Consider the following 20475-nt stretch of genomic DNA (forward strand, 5'->3'; position numbering starts at 1 on the left):
GAATACTTTCAATATTCTTAAGATAAAACATTACTTATCACAACTCTTTTTTTATAACTGAGCTTCAAAATACTTTTTTAATTGTGCTTTAGTTAAATGATTACTTAAGCCGATTAATAATTTCAGTCTCGCTTTTTGTCCATTTAATCCATTAGAGAAAATAACTCCTTTTTGTTCTAATGTTGCACCGCCACCTTCATAAGCATAAATAGGGCCGACAATACCATTAAAAGATCTAGATACAAGTATAACTGGAATATTGTTATTTAAACATTGATTCAACCCTTCTAAACATGTAGGCGGCAAATTGCCTTGACCTAGCGCTTCTATTATAATCCCATCAACTTGTTTTTCACTGTAAAAAGCTAAAACATCGCTATTCATTCCCATATACGCTTTCACGAGTGGGATATTTAAAGATTGATTGATATCAGTCAATACTAAATGCCCAAATGGTTTATGATGAAACTGTACACTTTGTTTTGTTATCACACCTAAGGGACCATGATTTGGACTTTGAAATGTATTCGTATTAGAAGTGTGCGTTTTCGTTACATTTCTAGCTGTATGAATCTCGTCGTTAAAGACGACCATAACACCCATATTTAATGATTCATCACTAATTGCAACTCTAATTGCTGATAAAAAATTATATAAACCATCTGCACCAATTTCATTGGAAGAACGCATCGCACCAGTGATTACAATTGGTTTTGAGGTTTCTATTGTTAAATCTAATAAATAAGCTGTTTCCTCTAGTGTATCAGTACCATGTGTAATCACATAACCATCATAATCATCTTGATCCTCAGATTGATTTATAATTTGTTTTAAAGTTTCCACATACGCAATATTCATGTGTGGAGATGGTACATTAAAAGGTGTTATTTCAGTTACATCAGCATATTGATTAATAATATTTTGATGATTAGAAATTGGATTGTCTTTATTTGTAACAACTTTGTTCGATTCATCTTGTGACATGCTAATCGTGCCGCCAGTATGTATGACAAGAAGTTTTTTCATGTGTGCATTCCTCCTATTTATAAAATACATATTTATGATAAAATATTATTTATAAAACAACAAGGAAGGGTTACTAAAATGAAAACAATAAATATCGCACTTGATGGACCTGCAGCTGCAGGTAAGAGTACAATAGCAAAACTTGTGGCAGCCAAGTTATCTATGGTGTATGTAGATACTGGTGCAATGTATCGTGCTATAACCTATAAATATTTACAATTAAATAAAACAGAAAATTTTTCTGAACTTGTCGAATCAACTGAACTTTCATTAACTTATGACGAAGAAAAAGGACAAAGAGTCATTTTAGACAATCAAGATGTGACAGATTATTTAAGAGAAAATGATGTGACAAATCATGTTTCTTATGTATCTTCAAAAGAATCAGTGCGCTCATTTGCCGTTGAAAAGCAACAAGAGTTGGCGCAGCAAAAAGGCATTGTAATGGATGGTAGAGACATTGGTACGGTTGTGTTGCCAGATGCTGATTTAAAAATATATATGATTGCCTCTGTTGAAGAACGTGCTTTACGTCGTCAAAAAGATAACGAACTAAGAGATATACAATCAACAGTAGAACAATTAAAAAAAGAAATAGCCGAACGCGATCACTATGATATGAATAGAGAAATATCTCCTTTGAAAAAAGCAGAAGATGCAATAACTATTGATACTACCGGTATGAGTATCGAAGAAGTTACTGATAAAATTTTGACATTAGTAGAAGATATCTAAATTCATAAAATCATATTATCTATTGATTTTTTTTGTAGTCCTTTTGTTAAAATTGTGTAAAAAAGTTATAAAATATCAAAATCAGGGTATATTATCGTAGTAGGTTTTTAAAACTTGTACTACATATAAGTCAATGTAAATTGCTATTGATATTAAAACTATTATCTACATGTTAAGTATCAATTAATATTTTTAAATGTATAGAATGAGAGTATTCACTATAAAGTGGAATTCCTTGACAATTCTGTCAAATTATAAGATGTTATAAATATGTAGTGTAATAAGGAGGCAGACAAGATGACTGAAGAATTCAATGAATCAATGATTAACGAAATTAAAGAAGGGGATAGAGTTACTGGTGAAATTCAAGAAATTGAAGATAAACAAGTAATTGTACATGTTAATGGAGGTAAATTTAACGGTATTATCCCTATAAGTCAACTTTCAACACATCATATTGATAATCCTAGTGATGCTGTTAAAGTTGGTGACGAAATCGGTGCATATGTCACAAAAGTGGAATATGACGAAGAAAATGAGACAGGTGCTTATATCTTATCAAAACGTCAATTAGAAACTGAAAAATCATATGAATTTTTACAAGAAAAATTAGATAATGATGAAATCATCGAGGCTAAAGTCACTGAAGTTGTAAAAGGTGGTTTAGTAGTAGATGTTGGTCAAAGAGGATTTGTACCAGCTTCATTAATTTCAACTGATTTCATCGAAGATTTCTCTCATTTTGAAGGACAAGTTCTAAAATTAAAAGTTGAAGAACTAGATCCAGCAAATAATCGCGTCATTCTTAGTCGTAAAGCTGTAGAAGCATTAGAAAATGCTGAGAAAAAAGATGACTTACTCAATAATCTTAATGAAGGCGATGTCATAGAAGGTAAAGTTGCACGCTTAACAAACTTTGGTGCGTTTATCGATATTGGTGGTGTAGATGGACTTGTACATGTTTCCGAACTATCACATGAGCATGTTAAATCACCAGAAGATGTTGTTTCAATTGGCAATCAAGTCAAAGTGAAAGTAAAATCTGTTGATAAAGATTCTGAACGTATTTCATTATCAATTAAAGATACGTTACCAAGCCCGTTTGAATCGTTAAGAGGAGAAGTCAATGAAGGTGAAGAAATCGAAGGTAAAGTTGTCAGACTTACAAGCTTTGGTGCCTTTGTTGAAATCAAACCTGGTGTGCAAGGTTTAGTTCATATTTCAGAAATCAGTCATTCTCACATCGGTACACCTGGTGAAGTATTAGAACCAGGACAAGTTGTCAGTGTTAAAATACTCAGTGTCGATATTGACAATGAACGTATTTCACTTTCTATTAAAGCAACATTACCTGACGAAAATGTTGTTGAAAGTGATAGTGAAACAACACAATCATATTTAGATAATAATGAAGACGAAGACAATCCAACACTAGGTGATGTTTTCGGAGATAAACTTAAAGATATTAAGTTTTAATAATTATCATAAGACTAAAAATAAATCTTGTCCTATTTTTACGTTAGGGCAAGATTTATTTTTTTAGTATACATATCAATCAATAAATTAATTGTATTTCATGAAAGTCATTTAAATTGATTCATTAATAATTTCTTTTGAAATACTTACCCCGTATGATAGAATTATAGAGATTAAAAAAGAGAGGAAGTTAGTTATGACTAAACCTATAGTTGCTATTGTAGGAAGACCCAATGTTGGAAAGTCTACAATTTTTAACAGAGTCGTAGGTGAACGTGTCTCAATTGTTGAAGATACACCAGGTGTGACTCGTGACAGAATTTATTCATCAGGCGAATGGTTAACTCATGATTTCAATATCATTGATACTGGAGGTATTGAAATAGGTGATGCACCATTCCAAACACAGATTAGAGCGCAAGCAGAAATTGCCATAGATGAAGCTGATGTCATTATTTTTATGGTAAATGTTAGAGAAGGTTTAACACAAAGTGATGAAATGGTAGCTCAAATGCTATACAAATCTAAAAAGCCCGTTGTATTGGCAGTGAATAAAGTTGATAATCCTAAAATGCGAAATGAAATTTATGATTTTTATTCACTAGGTTTTGGAGATCCGTATCCAATTTCTGGTTCACATGGTTTAGGATTAGGTGATTTATTAGATGAAGTAGTTAAAAATTTCAAAGAAGAAGAGCCCGATCCATATGACGAGGATACAATTCGTTTATCAATTATTGGTCGCCCTAACGTAGGTAAGTCGAGCTTAGTTAACGCGATTTTAGGTGAAAATCGAGTCATAGTATCCAATGTTGCTGGAACAACTCGAGACGCTGTTGATACTGAATATAGCTATGACGATCAAGATTATGTGCTCATAGATACTGCTGGTATGCGTAAAAAAGGTAAAGTATATGAAAATACAGAAAAGTACTCAGTTTTACGTGCACTTAAAGCGATAGAGCGATCAAACGTTGTTTTAGTAGTTATCGATGCTGAACAAGGTATCATAGAACAAGACAAGCGTGTTGCTGGCTATGCGCACGAAGAAGGAAAAGCGATTGTTATCGTTGTCAATAAATGGGATGCTGTAGATAAAGAAACAAATACTATGAAGAAATTCAAGGACGAAGTACGCAAAGAATTTCAATTTTTAGATTACGCACAAATCGCTTTTGTTTCAGCAAAAGAACAAAAAAGATTATCTACGCTATTCCCGTATATTTTGGAAGCGAGTGAAAACCATAAAAAACGTGTTCAAAGTTCAACATTAAATGAAGTAATTACAGATGCAATTTCTATGAATCCTACACCAACAGATAAAGGTCGTCGATTAAACGTATTTTATGCTACACAAGTTGCAATAGAACCTCCAACATTTGTTGTGTTTGTAAATGACGTAGAATTAATGCATTTTTCTTATAAACGTTATCTTGAAAATCAAATCAGAGCTGCCTTTGGATTTGAAGGTACACCTGTACACATCATAACTAGAAGAAGAAATTAATAAATGGAGGGGTTACATGTCTAATATAGCTGTCTTTGGTACTGGGAGTTTCGGTACGGCATTAGCAAATGTCTTAGCTGAAAACGGGCATCAAGTATTAATGTGGGGAAAAAATGAAAAGACTGTTAATGAAATAAATGAATTTCATACAAACACTAAATATCTTAAAAATGCACAACTTGAATTATCAATTAACGCAACAACAGATATTCATAAAGCAATAGCGCATTCAGATGTATATCTCATGGCTTTACCTACAAAAGCGATGAGGGAAGTTGCAAGTGAAATTGATTCACACTTAACATCGAAAAAAACTTTTATCCATGTTGCTAAAGGAATAGAAAACGATACTTATAAACGCGTCTCTGAAATGTTAGAAGACTCAATTAACTCTGAACATAATGCAGGTATTGGTGTACTATCAGGTCCAAGCCATGCTGAAGAGGTTGTTATCAAACAACCAACTACAGTGGCTGCTTCTTCTAAATCACCAGAAGTGAGTAAACTAGCTCAAGATTTATTTATGAATGATTATTTAAGAGTTTATACGAATGACGATTTAGTAGGCGTAGAATTGGGTGGCGCATTAAAAAATATTATAGCTGTTGCAAGCGGTGTAATTTCAGGCATGGGCTTCGGAGACAATGCCAAAGCGGCATTAATGACTAGAGGTTTAGCTGAAATAAGTCGACTTGGTGAAAAATTAGGCGCAGATCCACTGACATTTTTAGGTTTAGGTGGTATTGGCGATTTAATTGTAACGTGCACGTCTACTCATTCTAGAAATTATACATTAGGGTATAAATTAGGTGAAGGTAAATCACTAGAAAAAGCATTAGAAGAAATGAATATGGTGGTTGAAGGTGTATATACTACAAAATCAGTTTATAATTTAGCTAAAGAACATCATATTGATATGCCAATTACAACTGCATTATATAGAGTTTTGTTTGAAAATCAACCTGTTGATGAAAGCGTCAAAGACTTAATGGGACGGGGCAAAAAGGCCGAATAAGATAGAACTATTACACTTTTTTGCAAATATATAACAATTTGATATTAAAATCCTATTAATTCAACGTTTTTTACACATAAATCATTGCAGTTGCAGTATTCGTTGTGTTAAAGTCATACCATAATGATATTAAGTTATCATTATAAACCCTAGGGGAGGTGAATTCATAATGAACAAAACAGATTTAATCAATGCTGTTGCAGAACAAGCTGATTTAACTAAAAAAGAAGCTGGTTTAGCTGTAGATGCAGTATTCGAATCAATTCAAACATCACTTTCTAAAGGTGAAAAAGTACAATTAATTGGATTCGGTAATTTCGAAGTACGTGAACGTGCTGCTCGTAAAGGACGTAATCCACAAACTGGTAAAGAAATTGATATCCCTGCAAGCAAAGTTCCAGCATTCAAAGCTGGTAAAGCTTTAAAAGATGCAGTTAAATAATTCTTTACTTAAAAGTGAAGCCCTTGTTACAGGGGCTTTTTTTCTTTTGGTAAAAACTTTTAAATACAAATAAAAATAGATTGTAAACTAAGTCTCTTAATATGGTATCATTCGATATGATGATATGATATTAAGAGATTTTTAAAGTGATCAAACATCAATTTAGTTTTTATAAAGATAATAAACAAACATAATTCATTTATTTTTATAATTTTTACTATTCACAAAATACATAAAACGTATATATTTATCACTTTGAAAACCGTTGATTTTAATTTTCCCTATATAATGTTAATATGTATATTGATAATAACGTGAGGTGTGAACATGGAAACGACATTAAGTATTTTTGAAAAACAAATTACCCAACGCTTGAAAGGTATACATCATTATGACGCTATTTATATAAATGAAGTATTAGCAAAAATCCTTGATTCTTATGATATACCTGAAGATGCTAAATTAGCTTGCCTCACTATAGATACTGCGATGCGTCATTTAGATGAGGTTTCCAAAAATTTATCCTCTAAGAAAGCCATTTTGATTGGTGATTTACTAAGCGCTCACTTTTATACATTATTAGCGAAGTTACATGATCCAATTTTTCAAAAGCAAATTAGTTCAGCGATTGTTGAAATTAATGAAATGAAATCCTCCATCCATAACGGAGTGATTCCCAAAGAAGAAATCGGTCATTTTATTTTAAAAATCGAAAATAAATTTCCACTTATTACTATCAATCGATACGTACCAAACATAGAAACAACAGATATCAATCAAAAATTATTAACAAACTTATTAGAAAATCATCCTTCGTATTTAAAAAAATATTCGAAAGATGAACTAAATACATTTTTAGAAGAAATTAAATTAGAAATTAATTAAAAAAGAGGTAATCAATGATGGCAGATAATAAAGCAAAAAAAGAACAAGTACATAACGTTTTTCAAAATATTTCTGGAAAATATGATCGCCTAAACAACATCATCAGCTTTGAACAACACAAGACATGGAGAAAACGCGTTATGAAAGAAATGAATGTTAAAGATGGTAGCAAAGCATTAGATGTTTGTTGCGGAACGGCAGACTGGACCATTTCTTTAAGCAAAGCAGTCGGTCCTTCTGGTGAAGTATTAGGTGTAGATTTTAGTGAAAACATGCTTGAAGTAGGTAAAAAGAAAACAGCGGACATGCAAAATATCCAACTCATTCATGGTGATGCAATGCATTTACCATTCGAGGATAATGAATTTGATTATGTCACAATTGGCTTTGGTTTACGTAATGTACCTGATTACCTTGCAACGCTTAAAGAACTAAATCGAGTTTTAAAACCTGGTGGGATGGTTGTTTGCTTAGAAACAAGTCAACCAACTGCTCCAATATTTAAACAATGTTATAAATTATACTTTAAATTTGTAATGCCTATATTTGGTAAAATATTTGCGAAATCGAAAGATGAATATGAATGGTTACAACAATCCACTTTTGATTTTCCAGACAAAGAAAAATTAAAACGTTTATTTTCACAAGCAGGATTTAGTAATATTAAGGTACGTAGCTTCACTGGTGGCGTTGCAGCGATGCACCTAGGCTATAAATAAAAATGAAACAACCAAAGGTGATGACTGTGTCAAAGTTAAATATGAACAATGAAATTAAAATAATTGAACAGCGATTGGAAGAAGCATTAATAAGTAAGGATCAAATCTTAGAAGATGCTTCTTATCATTTATTTTCATCAGGCGGAAAACGTGTAAGACCTGCCTTTGTAATATTAAGTAGTCAATTTGGCGAAGAAATTAATGAAGATGTCTATCGTGTTGCTGTAGCACTCGAATTAATCCATATGGCTACTTTAGTACATGATGATGTTATTGACAAAAGTGATAAACGTCGCGGTAGTTTAACGATTGCCAAAAAATGGGATCAAGACACTGCAATTCTCACAGGTAATTTTCTATTAGCTGTCGGTTTAGAACATATTTCAAATATTGAGGATAACCGAGTACATAAAGTGATATCTAGTGCAATTGTCGAAGTATGCATGGGTGAATTGTACCAGTTTCAAGATCAATTCAATGCACATCAAACAATTACTAATTATTTAAGAAGAATCAAACGTAAAACTGCATTGCTTATACAATTATCAACAGAAGTTGGAGCAATTGCTTCACATGCTGATGCCAAAACGGTTCGTAATTTGAAAATGATTGGTCATTATATTGGTATGAGTTTTCAAATCGTTGACGATATTCTAGATTTTACTAGTACTGAAAAGAAATTAGGAAAACCAGTGGGCAGTGATTTAATGAACGGCCATTTAACGTTACCAGTATTGTTAGAAATGCGTAAAAATCCTGAGTTTAAATCACAAATAGAACAACTTGGCCCAAACAGTGATCAATCCTTATTTGATAAATGTATACAAACCGTTAAACATTCTGATGTCATAAAACAATCACAAGCAATTAGCGATAGATATTTAGATAAAGCGCTTCATCTTATTGATCAATTAGAAAAAGATGATGCTAAACCAATATTTAAAAAAATTATTAAAAAAGTAGGGAAAAGAAACGTATAATTGTGTGAAAAGCATTGAAAGCGCTTAAATTAACTGTTAATATTATAATGTGCTTCAAGACATTATAATATTTTGTTTTGTATTTTTATAAAACTTACATCACTAACAGGGGGATAAACACACAATGGAAAGAACATTTTTAATGATTAAACCGGACGCGGTTCAACGTAATTTGATAGGTGATATCGTTTCACGTATTGAACGTAAAGGACTAAAACTTGTAGGTGCTAAACTAATGACAGTACCTAAATCGCTTGCAGAAGAACATTATGCTGAACATACGGATAAACCATTCTATGGCAATTTAATCGACTTTATTACTTCTGCACCTGTATTTGCAATGGTTGTAGAAGGTGAAGATGCAGTACATATTGCGCGTCACATTATTGGATCAACAAATCCATCAGAAGCTACACCTGGTACAATCAGAGGAGACTTTGGTTTAACTGTAGGCAGAAACATTATTCATGGTTCAGATTCAGTTGAATCTGCTAATAAAGAAATCAATCTTTGGTTTAATGCAGAAGAATTAAGTGATTTTACAGAATCACGTGAAGCATGGTTATACGAATAATCATCGTTGAATCTATACACCATTACTTGTAAGATGATATGCGTTATTAACTTAATTATTTAATACGCTCAACAATAAAGATAAAAAATAATAGTAAAAATGCGATTCATGGTCGTATCCGTAAAATCAAAACACTTTCGTTGTATTCATAATAAAATGAATTTATGCGAAGGTGTTTTTTTGTATAAAAGTTGCAATTGCATTCTAAAGTGAAGTCGTTTAATATCTTAAGTTATTACTGAATTTTAGACAGATGTTATAGTTGTATGTAAGGAAATCTTATAAAGTTTAGTTATTTGAAATTTTTCTGTTAATTTGAACAATTGAATGTGATAAGATAAGGAACATATAATCATTTAAAGTACTAAAGAACGGAGTGGGTAAATAATGAGATATTTAACTTCAGGAGAATCACATGGTCCGCAACTAACAGTAATTATTGAAGGTGTGCCAGCAAATTTAGAAATTCATGCTGCCGATATAAATGAAGAAATGTTTAAACGTCAAGGTGGATACGGTAGAGGTAGACGCATGCAAATTGAAAAAGATAGTGTTGAAATTGTATCTGGGGTACGTAACGGATATACGCTTGGTAGTCCAATCACGCTTATTGTCACAAATGATGATTTTAAACATTGGAGAAAAATCATGGGCGCTGATCCTATTAGCGATGAAGATCAAGAAAACATGAAGCGCGTAATTACAAAACCACGTCCAGGTCATGCCGATTTAATCGGCGGTATGAAATATAATCATCGAGACTTAAGAAATGTATTAGAGCGTTCTTCTGCTAGAGAAACTGCTGCGCGAGTGGCTGTAGGTGCTGTATCGAAAATATTACTAAAGCAACTCGATATTCATTTTTATAGTAGAGTTATGGAAATTGGTGGTATTAAAGATGATTTAGCTTATGACCTTGAAACAATCAAATCTAATATTGATAAAAATGATGTCCGTGTGATTAATGATGATATTGCTCAACAAATGAGAGATAAAATTGATGACGCCAAAAAGGCAGGAGATACTATTGGCGGTGTTGTACAAACTATTATTGAAGGAGTACCAATTGGTATCGGCAGTTATGTACATTATGACCGTAAATTAGATGGTAGAATTGCTCAAGGGGTTGTAAGTATTAATGCTTTTAAAGGCGTCAGTTTTGGAGAAGGATTTAAAGCAGCCGAAAAACCTGGCAGTGAAATACAAGATGAAATACTTTATGATACAAACAATGGTTATTACAGAGGATCAAATCATTTAGGTGGTTTTGAAGGTGGTATGTCTAACGGAATGCCTATTGTTGTCAATGGTGTTATGAAACCAATTCCAACATTATATAAACCGCTAAATTCAGTAGATATTAATACTAAAGAATCTTTTAAAGCTTCTGTTGAACGCTCTGATAGTTGTGCCGTTCCAGCTGCAAGTGTTGTAGTAGAAAATGTCGTTGCTTTTGAACTTGCAAAAGCATTATTAGAAGAATTCCAATGTAATCATATCGAGCAATTAAAATCACAAATTGAAGAACGCCGCTTGTTGAATATTGAATACTAAATTATAAGATTAGCCAGGTGATATCGATGAAATTACAAACTACGTATGAGACTAATAATTATCCTATTATCATAGAACATAACGCGCTAAAACATTTACGTCATTACATTGAAAATTACAAAGATATTGTACTAGTCGTAGATAATACAATTGCTCAAAAATGGGATGATACATTAGAATTTATTACATCTGAATACGATGCTCACATGTTGGCTGTACCGTCAGGTGAGTCTACAAAATCTCTAGATTATTATGCAGAGACTATAGAAACATTATTGAGCAAAAATTTGACTAGAAATACTTGCATCATTGCAATAGGTGGTGGCGCTACCGGTGATTTCGCTGGATTTTTAGCTGCTACCCTATTGAGAGGCGTTGATTTTATCCAAGTACCTACGACGATATTAGCACATGATTCTAGTGTTGGTGGTAAAGTGGGAATCAATTCAAAACACGGTAAAAATTTAATTGGTGCATTTTATAGACCAACTGCGGTTATCTATGATTTGAATTTTCTCTCAACGCTTCCTTATACAGAAATATTGAGTGGTTACGCTGAAGTATATAAACATGCATTGTTAACTGATGCCGATGCAGTACGTAATATTGAATCACATTTTTATGATAAGACAACGTTAGCGTCTTTAGATGAAATGGAATATTATATTTATAAAGGCATAGAGACAAAGTTAAATATTATTGTAAAAGATGAAAAAGAATCAAACGTTCGTAAATTTTTAAATTTAGGACATACTTTTGGTCATGCCGTTGAATACACATTTAAAATACCACACGGTCATGCCGTGATGATTGGCATTCTTTTTCAATTCATCGTATCGAACCATATTTTAAACCAAAAATTTGATATTTTACATTACGTCAATTATTTAAGTTCTCTAGATTATCCATTAAATATCATCAATACCTTCAAATTCGATTCACTTTATGAATTAATGTTAAGAGATAAGAAGAATGACCAACAAGGCGTACAGATGGTTTTATTAGAAGGTATAGGAAAACCTGTGGTTAAACATGTCGATAAATCCACTTTAGTAGAGAGTTTCACGACATTACAAACATATTTTAAAAAGTAGGTGGCATAATTGGTTAATAGTAAAACAATTGATATAAATGGTCCTCTGATTGGAGAAATAGAAGTTCCAGGAGATAAGTCAATGACACATAGAGCGATTATTTTAAGCTCATTAGCATCAGGTAGGTCAACGATATATAAACCCTTACTTGGTGAAGATTGTATTCGTACAGTAGAAATTTTCCGTCTACTTGGTGTCGAAATAGAAATTTTAGAAGATAAAATTGAAATAAACTCACCTGGATATAAATTTTTCCAAACACCACATCAAGTACTCTATACTGGCAATTCTGGAACGACGACACGTTTAGTTGCTGGATTATTATGCGGACTAGGCATTGAAGCAGTCCTTTCTGGTGATGCTTCTATTGGTAAAAGACCGATGGATCGAATTATGAAACCTCTAACGTTAATGAATGCAGATATTTCAGGTGTGAATCATAACTTTACGCCTTTAATCATCAAACCTGCTCAAATTAAAGGCATATCATACCAAATGGAAGTCGCAAGTGCTCAAGTTAAAAGTGCAATATTATTTGCAAGCTTGTTTGCAAACGAAAAAACAACGATTTCTGAAATAGGTATAACGCGCAATCATACAGAAACAATGTTTGAACATTATCAAATTCCGATTACTTACAATGATAAAATGATTCAATTACCTGAAAATAGTATTAAACATATTACTGCCACTGATTTTCACGTACCTGGGGATATTTCCTCAGCTGCATATTTCATTGTTGCAGGGTTGATAACTCCAGGAAGTGATATTACAATTCACAATGTTGGCATAAATCCAACACGTTCAGGTATCATAGATATCGTGACACAAATGGATGGCAATATAACTTTATTCAATCAAACTAATGGTTCAGAACCTACCGCTTCAATACGCGTACAATATACACCAAATATGAAACCTATCCATATTGAGGGTGAATTAGTACCAAGAGCGATTGATGAATTACCAGTTATCGCCTTACTTTGTACTCAAGCAAATGGAACAAGTATTATAAAAGAGGCGGAAGAATTAAAGGTCAAAGAAACCAATCGTATTGACACTACGGCAAACATGTTGAATTTATTAGGTTTCACCTTACAACCAACAAGTGACGGCATGATTATCCATCCATCAAGATTGGAACAAACTGCCACAGTGGATAGCTTTACTGATCACCGCATTGGTATGATGCTTGCTGTAACTTCTTTACTAACTAGTGATACATTAACGATTGATCAATTTGATGCAGTCAATGTTTCCTTCCCAGGTTTCTTAGCTAAATTTAATCAATTAGAAAAAGAGGGATAAAGTATGGAAGATATCTATAAACTTATAGATGATATCAACTTACAAAAACTAGATAACTTAGATACACGGGTAAATGACGCGCTAAGTTCTCCAAAAGATGATGCGCTCTTTATACTCGGTGAAACATTATATAACTATGGACTAATGCCACAAGGTCTTGAAGTATTTCGTACACTTTATCACAAATACCCAGATGAAAGTGAACTGTTAATTTATTTCATTGAAGGACTGATTGCGGAAGATCAAACGGATGAAGCATTAGAATATTTAAGCACTGTTGAACTATCTACAGAACGTTTGATGCTAGAAGCAGATTTATACCAACAATTAAATATGCTTGAAGTGGCTATAGATAAATTAGTAGAAGCTATTGATATTGAACCAAACGACCCAATCATACATTTCGCATTGGCAGAATTACTCTATTTTGATGGTCAATATTTACGTGCTTCTTCGGAATATGAAACGGTATTAGAAACGGGAGAATATCAAATCAATAATGTTAATTTATTCTCACGTTTAGCTGATTGTAGCTTACAAAGTGGAAATTATAGTGATGCCATCACAATGTTTAATGAAATCAGCGAAGATGAAATGGATTCAGAAATATACTTCAAAAAAGCCATTGCTTATGAAAAAAATGACTTAACACAGGAAGCTATCAAATTAGTGCAAACACTATTATCAAAAGATCCAGACTTCCTACAGGGCTACTTTTATCTACAACAATTATATGAAAACGAGCATAATCATGCAGATGCCATTGAAATTGGTAAAGAAGGGTTGCGCTTGAGTCAATTTTATAAAGAATTAATGGTATCAACAGGTAGTATTCAAATAGAACACGGAGATGCTAATGAAGGTGTACAATTGTTACTACAAGCCTTAGACGTAGATAATGCTTATCAAGAACCACTTTTAATCTTGAGTGATTTCTTTAGACAAGAAGAAGATTACGATTCAATTATTAGCTTACTACAATATGTAGATGAAGAAGATTTAGATCCCGTATTTATGTGGCATGTAGCGCATGCTTTAGGTCAAGAAGAGCGAGATAAAGAAGCACAACATTTCTTTGAATTAGCCTATCCAACCATGAGAACGCAATCAGCATTTTTAAGTGATTATTATTTCTATTTAGTTGAAATAGGTTATATAGAACAAGCACAACAAATCTTAAAGCAATTGCTAGAAATAGACCCATCGAACGAAACTTGGCATGATGAAGCTGAAAGATTGCAATCATTCTAAAAAGTAAAGAAGGTGAGTATATTGACTGATACCTTACAACAATTAAAAGCAAGTTTTATAGAATACGTATTATTTCAGTATCGTTTTAAATCTCGAATTAGTGTATGGGTATTAAATTTGATAAAATCCTCACCTGAACTTTTACAAAAAATATACTTTGTAGATGAGCAAATTCCCAGTCATAACACTTTAGAAATTGCAACTGTGAATACAGACAACATCGCCATAAAACTTATAGTAGAGGATCAACAATATATTAATAATGAAAAAATATTTGACTATATCGCAAATCAAAATATCTTTTTTGATATCAAATTATATTTAAATAAAGAAGATTCTAGAGATACGAAATTAGACGATTTATTGTTAACACAATTACTTCACTCTCCATATTATGCCGTATATATTCAAGATATATATGGTTTGCCATTATCAAAAAAAAGTGAATCATCTATTATCAAATATTTACAAGACAATATTGACTTAAGTCTGCAACTTCAGGATAGAGCTTTATTTTATCAATTATCTCAAATCCTAAATACATTTAAGTTGAGGAATCTTAATACATTATCGAAGGATTGACTATATGAACATTTACTCACTATGGCAACTTATCATTTTTAATAAAGGTATGCTGTATTTCTTATTAATATGTAATTTATTAGGCACAGTTTACGGGTATATTTGGTACGGTTCACAAATGAGTGCTACACCTTGGCAATTTATACCATTTGTACCTGATAGCCCAACTGCATCATTATTTTTATGTATTGCTATTCTAGGGTTGATTGTTAACAAGAACTTACCAATCATCGAAGCACTCGCTTTTGTCACATTAATCAAGTATGGAGTATGGGCTGTAATTATGAATATCATTCTTTTTATTCAATACGATATGATTACAATTACAGGTTGTATGTTGATACTTTCTCACGGCATTATGGCAATTGAAGGTTTTATTTTTTATCCAAGATTTAAAGTGACGATTTCTGCCTTTTTCGTAGCGATGATATGGGTGTTTCATAATGACATTATCGATTATGTATTTATGCAATATCCTTTTTATGATTTTATTGCAAGTCACATTGAAGCAATTGCATACTTAGCATTCTGGTTAAGCGTTATACCTTTAGTTTTATATTTAAGTTTAACTCTATTTAAAAAAGATAAAATATTTGACCATTATTAACGTCCACAGTAAAATGTTTATAAAGGAGTGAGGATTTTTGTCTTTTATTTATATGATTATATACTTTGTTATTTTAATGGTTCTGCCTCTATGGGCACAACACAAGGTTAAATCTAACTATGAAAAGTATTCTCAAGTGAGATCAACTAGTGGGAAAACAGGGCGTGAAGTAGCGCTTGAAATACTCCATTCAAATGGAATTTATGATGTAGATGTTGTCGAAGGTAAAGGATTTCTAACAGATCACTATGATCCTAGTAAAAAAGTTCTTGTCTTATCACCAGCAAACTTCAATAGACCTTCAGTTGCTGGTACAGCAATTGCAGCCCATGAAGTAGGACATGCTATACAGCATGCCCAAGGATATTTCTTCTTAAGATTTAGAACTTCATTAGTACCTTTAGCAAATATTGGTAGTTCTTTAGGTTACATGGCAGTGTTTGCTGGTATTGTTTTAACGAGTTTACAGAGTACATTGGGTTCAACTGCACTTTGGATAGGAATTGCATTAATGTCATTCGCAGTATTGTTCTCAATTGTTACCTTGCCAGTCGAATTTGATGCTAGTAGTAGAGCAATGAAACAAATTAAAAGCTTAGATATTGTTAATGAAAAAGAATATCGCCATGCAAAAAAAGTATTATCAGCTGCTGCAATGACTTACGTTGCATCCACTGCTGTAGCACTAGCAGAACTTGCACGTTTCATTTTAATCGCTAGATCAAGTGAATAATTTATCCATGCAAATGAGACAGAAATATAAATTATTTAAATTTATTTCACTGTTTCACAACGCTTAGGTTGATAAAATTAGGATAAGAGGTTGAGGCAATCATTTTGCCCAATCTCTTTTTTATGTATACAATTATTATTTTTTTAAATATAGATTTTAAATGGTGACTTTCTTTACATCTATTATTGTTATACCTCAGCATATCATATTATCATTTAATTTAACTACTTAATTCATATTGAATAGTGTATAAAGGTTGCAGGAATAATGCATGAATCATAGAATTAGTCTATACTATAAAAGAAACTGATAGAATGAGAGGCGTTTATCATGAAATCGATGAAAGACATGCAAATAGAAGTAGATGACTATATAAATCAATTTAAAACTGGCTACTTTTCACCTCTAGCAAATCTCGCAAGGTTATCAGAAGAAGTAGGAGAGTTATCAAGAGAAATCAATCATTTTTATGGAGAAAAAAAGAAAAAAGATAGTGAAGCTGCAAACACGGTAAAGGCAGAACTTGGAGATAATTTATTCGTGTTACTATGTATAGCTAATTCCTTAGATATAGATATGACTGAAAGTTTTAACGAAACAATGGATAAGTTTAATACACGAGATAAAAATCGTTTTGAAAGAAAATAGATTGATATTGTTTAAGAAAGGATGTGCCACCTATGAAAATAGGAATTACATGTTACCCTTCTATGGGTGGTTCTGGAATTATCGCCACTGAGTTGGGTATCAAATTAGCAGAAAGAGGACATGATATCCATTTTATAACATCGAATATACCTTTTAGAATTAGAAAACCTTTACCTAATATTACATTTCATCAAGTTGAAGTGAATCAATATGCTGTATTCCAATATGCACCTTACGATATTACCTTAAGTACCAAGATTGCTGAAGTAATCAATGAATATGACCTAGATTTATTACATATGCATTATGCCGTACCGCATGCTGTTTGTGGTATCTTAGCAAAACACATGTCTGGTAAAGACATTAAAATAATGACTACCCTACATGGCACTGATATTACAGTATTGGGATATGATCACTCATTAAAAAATGCGATTAAATTTGGTATAGAGGGTAGCGATGTAGTGACAAGTGTCAGTAAATCACTTGCAGAACAAACGACTGATATTATTGAAACAGATAAAACAATCATTCCAATTTATAATTTCGTTAGAGAAAATGAATTCCCTACAAAACATTCAATGCCAACTGAATCTGATATCAAATTAAAAGCTTGTTACGGGATAGAACCTGAAGAAAAAGTGATTATTCACGTTTCTAATTTTAGAGCAGTCAAACGAATTGATACAGTCATTGAAACTTTCGCAAAGATACACCAAAAATTGCCATCAAAACTTATTTTATTAGGTGATGGACCTCAATTAATGGATATGAAAGCAAAAGCACGTGAATTAGACATTGAAGATGCTGTGTTATTTTTAGGTAAACAAAATTGGGTGAGTGAATTTTATCAAATATCAGATTTAGTATTATTATTAAGTGAGAAGGAAAGCTTTGGTCTCACATTGTTAGAAGCAATGAAATCAGGTGTACTTCCAATTGGCTCTACTGCTGGAGGTATCAAAGAAGTAATTAAACATAACGAAACAGGTTTTATAGTAAATATTGGTGATAGTGATACAGCCAGTACGTATGCGTTACAATTGTTGACAGATGATGAACTTTATAAAAAAATGCAGCAGCAAATGTTGGATGATGTTGCTGAACGTTTTTCTTCAGATTTAATTGCAGACCAATATGAATATTATTATAAAAAAATGTTAGAGGGTAATCATGACTAAAACATTATTCGAACAAGCAAAACCAATATTAAAAACTTTACAATCTAACCATTACCAAGCATTTTTTGTTGGGGGTTCTGTGAGAGATTATCTAATGCATAAAACAATACACGATATTGATATTACTACGAGTGCGACGCCTGAAGAAGTAGAAGCTATTTTCGAAAAGACAATTCCTATAGGTAGAGAACATGGCACAGTCAATGTTATCTATAATGATGAACATTATGAAGTAACAACATTTCGTGCAGAAGGTGATTATGATGATCATCGAAGACCTAACGAAGTCTTTTTTGTGCGTGAATTATATGAGGATGTTAAAAGACGTGATTTCACAATGAATGCAATAGCTATGGACGCCGATTTTCATATTCACGACTACTTCAATGGTCAACAAGATATTGAAAATCACATAATTAGAACCGTAGGCAATGCGCATGAACGTTTTAACGAAGACGCGTTAAGGATTATTCGAGGTCTACGTTTTCAAGCACAATTAGGATTTGCATTAGAAAATGAAACTTTTTATGGTATGAAATCACATATCCATGATATTAAATATTTATCAATTGAACGAATTGTGGTTGAACTAAAAAAACTCACTTCTGGTAAATATGTAGCCCATAGTTTTGAAAACTTACAGTACTTGAATGCATTTAATTACATTCCTTTTTTCAAACATTATAAACTAAATGATTTTATTTTAGATGAAGCCATTCCGTTCACTTTATTTGTAGCTTTATTGAAAGCACAACAACCTTTAGTAAATGGTACTCTTAATGATTTAAAAATTAGTAATAATGAAAAAAAGTATATAGGTAAATTAGAACGGCTACTTAATCAATTACCCAATATTAAATCTAAATCAGACTTTAAAATACTTCTTTATGATTATGGTGAACAAGATATACTATTAATATTAAATTTCATAGATTTACATATTAAAAACCATTTACCTTCTTTTTCACCGCTTATTATAAATATACAATCTGTAAAAGAAGAATCTAAAAAGTTACCTATTCACTCAAGAAAGGATATTGATATTAATGGTAAAGATATCCTTGAGGCAGTTAATAAGCAAAGCGGTCCTTGGCTAAAAACACTATTGAGAGATATTGAGATTGCTATTATCAATAGAGATGTTCAAAATATTAAACCAGAAATCATTAGGTGGGTGAAGTCACATGTCGAAATACAGTAAAGATGTTATTCAAATCTTATATACAAACCAGTCAGAATATATTTCTGGACAGTTTATTGCAGAACATCTTTCAATTTCTCGAACAGCAGTCAAAAAAGTAATTGATCAACTTAAGCAAGAAGGGTGTGAAATTGAATCAATTAACCATAAAGGACATCGCTTAATTGAACTACCTGATAAATGGTATAGTGGGATTGTAGAACCTTTAATCGATGAACAAAAAATGTTTGATCATGTAGAGGTCAAAGCGCAAGTTGATTCCACACAGTTACTCGCCAAACAAAAATTAGTTGGAAACTCAAACACCTTTTTAATTTTAAGTGATGAGCAAACGAAAGGAAAAGGGCGCTTCAATAGACCATGGGATTCATCACGTGGCAAAGGATTATGGATGTCTCTTGTGTTACGTCCAAATGTCCCATTTGAAATGATAACAAAGTTTAACTTGTTTATGGCATTAGGTATCAGAGATACAATGCAACAATTTAGTAATGAGAAAGTAACGATTAAATGGCCAAACGATATCTATATTGATGGAAAAAAAGCTTGTGGATTTTTGACTGAAATGGTAGCTAATAGTGATGGTATAGAAGCGGTGATATGCGGTATTGGCATAAATATGAATCACTTGCCTGAAGATTTTCATGGTGAGTTGCAATCAAAGGCCACGAGCTTGAGAATACATGCTAACCAAAAAATACATCGTTATCATTTATTAGAGCAATTAATAAATCAGATTGAAAAACGTTACCATCAATTTTTAAGCCAGCCGTTTTCCACGATACGACATGAATACATTGAAGCTTCAAATATTTGGAATAGAACTTTAAAATTCACTGAAAATGGTCAACAATTTCAAGGTGAAGCTATAGATATTGATGAGCATGGCTATCTAATTGTCATTGATGAGCAACAGACACAACACAAACTCATGAGTGCAGATATAGAACTATAAAT

General features: G+C 32.2%; 21 protein-coding genes. 20 read left to right on the forward strand and 1 reads right to left on the reverse strand.

Translation table 11 applies throughout. The features are described from left to right. Positions 1-51 precede the first annotated feature (51 nt). Positions 52-1026, reverse strand: coding sequence for an asparaginase (locus KA814_RS05250; RefSeq protein ID WP_064208933.1), 975 nt, complete (start codon positions 1024-1026; stop codon positions 52-54). Between the two features lie 78 nt (positions 1027-1104). Between KA814_RS05250 and cmk the strand changes: the two genes are divergently transcribed. The 20 genes from cmk to KA814_RS05350 all read left to right on the forward strand — a co-directional run bounded on the left by cmk (position 1105) and on the right by KA814_RS05350 (position 20473). After that, positions 1105-1761: a (d)CMP kinase gene (gene cmk, locus KA814_RS05255; RefSeq protein WP_210122687.1), complete on the forward strand. Its 657-nt coding sequence runs from the start codon at positions 1105-1107 to the stop codon at positions 1759-1761. A gap of 297 nt (positions 1762-2058) precedes the next feature. Then, on the forward strand, positions 2059-3237 hold the full coding sequence (gene rpsA, locus KA814_RS05260) for a 30S ribosomal protein S1 (protein ID WP_210122688.1): 1179 nt from the start codon (positions 2059-2061) through the stop codon (positions 3235-3237). A 196-nt stretch (positions 3238-3433) separates the two neighbouring features. Beyond that, positions 3434-4744, forward strand: coding sequence for a ribosome biogenesis GTPase Der (gene der / locus KA814_RS05265; protein WP_064208935.1), 1311 nt, complete (start codon positions 3434-3436; stop codon positions 4742-4744). A gap of 16 nt (positions 4745-4760) precedes the next feature. Next, the gene (locus tag KA814_RS05270) at positions 4761-5759 is read left to right on the forward strand and encodes an NAD(P)H-dependent glycerol-3-phosphate dehydrogenase (RefSeq protein ID WP_210122689.1); all 999 of its coding nucleotides are present in this window, start codon (positions 4761-4763) and stop codon (positions 5757-5759) included. 169 nt (positions 5760-5928) lie between these two features. Further along, the gene (locus KA814_RS05275; RefSeq protein WP_019468914.1) at positions 5929-6201 is read left to right on the forward strand and encodes an HU family DNA-binding protein; all 273 of its coding nucleotides are present in this window, start codon (positions 5929-5931) and stop codon (positions 6199-6201) included. A gap of 327 nt (positions 6202-6528) precedes the next feature. Further along, complete coding sequence (locus tag KA814_RS05280; RefSeq protein ID WP_046208226.1) at positions 6529-7086, forward strand: heptaprenyl pyrophosphate synthase subunit A; 558 nt, start codon at positions 6529-6531, stop codon at positions 7084-7086. 17 nt (positions 7087-7103) lie between these two features. Beyond that, positions 7104-7805 carry a demethylmenaquinone methyltransferase gene (locus KA814_RS05285; RefSeq protein WP_046208358.1) on the forward strand — a complete coding sequence of 234 codons (702 nt, stop codon included), beginning with the start codon at positions 7104-7106 and terminating at the stop codon, positions 7803-7805. Positions 7806-7831: 26 nt separating this feature from the next. Beyond that, positions 7832-8785, forward strand: coding sequence for a polyprenyl synthetase family protein (locus tag KA814_RS05290; protein WP_176745335.1), 954 nt, complete (start codon positions 7832-7834; stop codon positions 8783-8785). A 124-nt stretch (positions 8786-8909) separates the two neighbouring features. After that, on the forward strand, positions 8910-9359 hold the full coding sequence (gene ndk, locus KA814_RS05295) for a nucleoside-diphosphate kinase (protein ID WP_064208938.1): 450 nt from the start codon (positions 8910-8912) through the stop codon (positions 9357-9359). A 387-nt stretch (positions 9360-9746) separates the two neighbouring features. Then, positions 9747-10913, forward strand: a complete 1167-nt coding sequence (aroC, locus tag KA814_RS05300) for a chorismate synthase (RefSeq protein ID WP_046208229.1) — start codon at positions 9747-9749, stop codon at positions 10911-10913. 26 nt (positions 10914-10939) lie between these two features. After that, a complete protein-coding gene (gene aroB, locus KA814_RS05305; RefSeq protein WP_064208939.1) occupies positions 10940-12007 on the forward strand; it encodes a 3-dehydroquinate synthase in 1068 nt (355 codons plus the stop codon). A gap of 9 nt (positions 12008-12016) precedes the next feature. Next, positions 12017-13315, forward strand: a complete 1299-nt coding sequence (aroA, locus tag KA814_RS05310; RefSeq protein WP_064208940.1) for a 3-phosphoshikimate 1-carboxyvinyltransferase — start codon at positions 12017-12019, stop codon at positions 13313-13315. A 3-nt stretch (positions 13316-13318) separates the two neighbouring features. Beyond that, complete coding sequence (locus KA814_RS05315; RefSeq protein WP_046208232.1) at positions 13319-14566, forward strand: tetratricopeptide repeat protein; 1248 nt, start codon at positions 13319-13321, stop codon at positions 14564-14566. A gap of 21 nt (positions 14567-14587) precedes the next feature. Then, positions 14588-15148 (forward strand): YpiB family protein, encoded by a 561-nt coding sequence (locus KA814_RS05320; protein ID WP_046208233.1) that lies wholly within the window; start codon positions 14588-14590, stop codon positions 15146-15148. 4 nt (positions 15149-15152) lie between these two features. Then, entirely contained in the window at positions 15153-15755 is a 603-nt protein-coding gene (locus KA814_RS05325; RefSeq protein ID WP_064208941.1) for a DUF1405 domain-containing protein, read from the forward strand. A gap of 37 nt (positions 15756-15792) precedes the next feature. Further along, on the forward strand, positions 15793-16488 hold the full coding sequence (locus KA814_RS05330) for a zinc metallopeptidase (RefSeq protein ID WP_046208235.1): 696 nt from the start codon (positions 15793-15795) through the stop codon (positions 16486-16488). 330 nt (positions 16489-16818) lie between these two features. After that, positions 16819-17136: a nucleotide pyrophosphohydrolase gene (locus KA814_RS05335; protein WP_019468926.1), complete on the forward strand. Its 318-nt coding sequence runs from the start codon at positions 16819-16821 to the stop codon at positions 17134-17136. A gap of 32 nt (positions 17137-17168) precedes the next feature. After that, positions 17169-18317: an N-acetyl-alpha-D-glucosaminyl L-malate synthase BshA gene (bshA, locus tag KA814_RS05340; protein ID WP_064208942.1), complete on the forward strand. Its 1149-nt coding sequence runs from the start codon at positions 17169-17171 to the stop codon at positions 18315-18317. Further along, entirely contained in the window at positions 18310-19518 is a 1209-nt protein-coding gene (locus KA814_RS05345) for a CCA tRNA nucleotidyltransferase (protein WP_064208943.1), read from the forward strand. Before bshA ends, KA814_RS05345 begins: the two co-directional genes overlap by 8 nt. Beyond that, complete coding sequence (locus KA814_RS05350) at positions 19502-20473, forward strand: biotin--[acetyl-CoA-carboxylase] ligase (protein ID WP_064208944.1); 972 nt, start codon at positions 19502-19504, stop codon at positions 20471-20473. The genes KA814_RS05345 and KA814_RS05350 overlap by 17 nt, the downstream gene beginning before the upstream one ends. Positions 20474-20475 lie beyond the last annotated feature (2 nt).

Source organism: Staphylococcus sp. GDY8P196P, from assembly GCF_017891705.1.
In the GTDB taxonomy this organism is placed as follows: Bacteria; Bacillota; Bacilli; order Staphylococcales; family Staphylococcaceae; genus Staphylococcus; species Staphylococcus ureilyticus.

Coding starts and splice junctions, on each gene's coding strand:
- KA814_RS05285 (WP_046208358.1), top strand. CDS start 7,104: ATGGCAGATAATAAAGCAAAAAAAGAACAAGTACATAACGTTTTTCAA.
- aroC (WP_046208229.1), top strand. CDS start 9,747: ATGAGATATTTAACTTCAGGAGAATCACATGGTCCGCAACTAACAGTA.
- KA814_RS05335 (WP_019468926.1), top strand. CDS start 16,819: ATGAAATCGATGAAAGACATGCAAATAGAAGTAGATGACTATATAAAT.
- KA814_RS05270 (WP_210122689.1), top strand. CDS start 4,761: ATGTCTAATATAGCTGTCTTTGGTACTGGGAGTTTCGGTACGGCATTA.
- ndk (WP_064208938.1), top strand. CDS start 8,910: ATGGAAAGAACATTTTTAATGATTAAACCGGACGCGGTTCAACGTAAT.
- KA814_RS05280 (WP_046208226.1), top strand. CDS start 6,529: ATGGAAACGACATTAAGTATTTTTGAAAAACAAATTACCCAACGCTTG.
- KA814_RS05275 (WP_019468914.1), top strand. CDS start 5,929: ATGAACAAAACAGATTTAATCAATGCTGTTGCAGAACAAGCTGATTTA.
- KA814_RS05315 (WP_046208232.1), top strand. CDS start 13,319: ATGGAAGATATCTATAAACTTATAGATGATATCAACTTACAAAAACTA.
- KA814_RS05345 (WP_064208943.1), top strand. CDS start 18,310: ATGACTAAAACATTATTCGAACAAGCAAAACCAATATTAAAAACTTTA.
- bshA (WP_064208942.1), top strand. CDS start 17,169: ATGAAAATAGGAATTACATGTTACCCTTCTATGGGTGGTTCTGGAATT.
- der (WP_064208935.1), top strand. CDS start 3,434: ATGACTAAACCTATAGTTGCTATTGTAGGAAGACCCAATGTTGGAAAG.
- cmk (WP_210122687.1), top strand. CDS start 1,105: ATGAAAACAATAAATATCGCACTTGATGGACCTGCAGCTGCAGGTAAG.
- rpsA (WP_210122688.1), top strand. CDS start 2,059: ATGACTGAAGAATTCAATGAATCAATGATTAACGAAATTAAAGAAGGG.
- aroB (WP_064208939.1), top strand. CDS start 10,940: ATGAAATTACAAACTACGTATGAGACTAATAATTATCCTATTATCATA.
- KA814_RS05250 (WP_064208933.1), bottom strand. CDS start 1,026: ATGAAAAAACTTCTTGTCATACATACTGGCGGCACGATTAGCATGTCA.
- KA814_RS05325 (WP_064208941.1), top strand. CDS start 15,153: ATGAACATTTACTCACTATGGCAACTTATCATTTTTAATAAAGGTATG.
- KA814_RS05350 (WP_064208944.1), top strand. CDS start 19,502: ATGTCGAAATACAGTAAAGATGTTATTCAAATCTTATATACAAACCAG.